Origin of the sequence: Zoogloea sp. 1C4 (assembly GCF_009469605.1) — a bacterium.
In the GTDB taxonomy this organism is placed as follows: domain Bacteria; phylum Pseudomonadota; class Gammaproteobacteria; order Burkholderiales; family Rhodocyclaceae; genus Zoogloea; species Zoogloea oryzae.
In genome coordinates, this window is the sequence record NZ_SSXU01000090.1 from 1 (window position 1) to 1,627 (window position 1,627).

The following is a 1,627-nucleotide window of genomic DNA, read 5'->3' on the forward strand; positions in this document are numbered from 1 at the left end:
CTGGCATTATACGGGCATGAACAACCAGACTGCCAGGAAGGCCGATTCCCTCCGGGAACGGGGATGAACGTGCGCCTGCGGCGCCCGTTCTTTTCCCCCGCCTTCTCTGTTTATGACCTGTCAGAAATCACATCACCTCCCCTGTGATTATTCTCTTTTTCCTCCTGTTCTGACTCTGAGTAACCGTCTCATTTAAACCGTCTTTCGCCTCCCTTTCCTGTTTCCGATACTAATGTCCATTTTCGCAGTAAAGGGACATTTAAGATGAATGCACGAAAAGCGGTACTGGCAGACAATCCGGAATTGATCCTGCGTGTGCTACAGCTGAGATTTGACGAGTCACTGTCGTACCCGCGCATTTCTGCGCAGACCGGTGTCAGCAAAACCGCCATTTTTTCTCTGGTGAGGCGATTTCACCAGGTATTCACTGACTGGCCTCTTTCCGGTGAATATTCCTGCGGGCAACTGGCCCGGGCTCTTTTCCCGGGGCGATACCCTTCAGCCCCGACCGTGACTCAGCCTGTGAAAGCAGAGAAACCCCGCCGGAACCGATTTTCACCGGAGTTTAAATGGAGACTGGTTCAGCAAACTCTTTTACCCGGTGCTTGTGTCGCACAAATAGCTCGAGAGAATGGAATTAACGATAACCTGCTCTTTAACTGGCGGCATCTCTGGCGTAACGGTGGCCTGCAACCGCCCGGCGAACATGAAACATCGCTACTTCCCGTGACGTTAACTCCGGAGCCGGATAATAAAATCCCGGCACCAGTGCAGATACCTGAACAGATAAATACACTGCCAGACAGTCTGTGCTGCGAGCTGGTTCTGCCGGCCGGAACTCTCAGGCTGAAAGGTGAACTGACACCGGCGTTATTACAGACACTTATCCGCGAAATGAAAGGGAGCAGCCACTGATGATATCTCTCCCTGCCGGTTCGCGTATCTGGCTGGTTGCCGGTATCACCGATATGCGAAATGGCTTTAACGGCCTGGCCTCAAAAGTTCAGAACGTCCTGAAGGATGACCCGTTCTCCGGGCATCTGTTCATCTTCCGCGGACGCCGGGGTGACCAGATAAAAGTGCTGTGGGCTGACAGTGACGGACTGTGCCTCTTCACCAAACGCCTGGAGCGGGGCCGCTTCGTCTGGCCGGTCACCCGCGATGGAAAGGTTCACCTTACTCCGGCTCAGTTGTCCATGCTTCTCGAAGGCATCGACTGGAAGCACCCGAAACGAACGGAACGCGCTGGCATCCGCATATAACCCGTTGTAAAGTGAGGATATGGACACCTCACTTGCTCATGAGAATGCCCGCCTGCGGGCACTGTTGCAGACGCAACAGGACACCATCCGCCAGATGGCGAAATACAACCGCCTGCTCTCACAGCGGGTGGCGGCTTATGCTTCCGAAATCAACCGGCTGAAGGCGCTGGTTGCGAAACTGCAGCGCATGCAGTTCGGTAAAAGCTCAGAAAAACTTCGCGCTAAAACCGAACGGCAGATACAGGAAGCCCAGGAGCGAATCAGCGCACTTCAGGAAGAAATGGCGGAAACGCTGGATGAGCAATATGACCCGGTACTGCCATCGCACCAGCCGCCGGCCAGACGACGCCCCCCGCCGCACCCGA

The 1,627-nt window shown here is 54.9% G+C and carries 2 protein-coding genes and 1 pseudogene; all 3 read left to right on the forward strand.

From position 1 onward, the window contains the following. The first annotated feature begins 264 nt into the window (after positions 1-264). On the forward strand, positions 265-915 hold the full coding sequence (tnpA, locus tag GH681_RS22965; RefSeq protein ID WP_000993956.1) for an IS66-like element accessory protein TnpA: 651 nt from the start codon (positions 265-267) through the stop codon (positions 913-915). Continuing rightward, positions 915-1,262 (forward strand): IS66 family insertion sequence element accessory protein TnpB, encoded by a 348-nt coding sequence (tnpB, locus tag GH681_RS22970; protein WP_000624618.1) that lies wholly within the window; start codon positions 915-917, stop codon positions 1,260-1,262. Before tnpA ends, tnpB begins: the two co-directional genes overlap by 1 nt. 19 nt (positions 1,263-1,281) lie before the next feature. Further along, a pseudogene (locus GH681_RS22975) lies at positions 1,282-1,627 on the forward strand (IS66 family transposase); the annotation flags it as partial.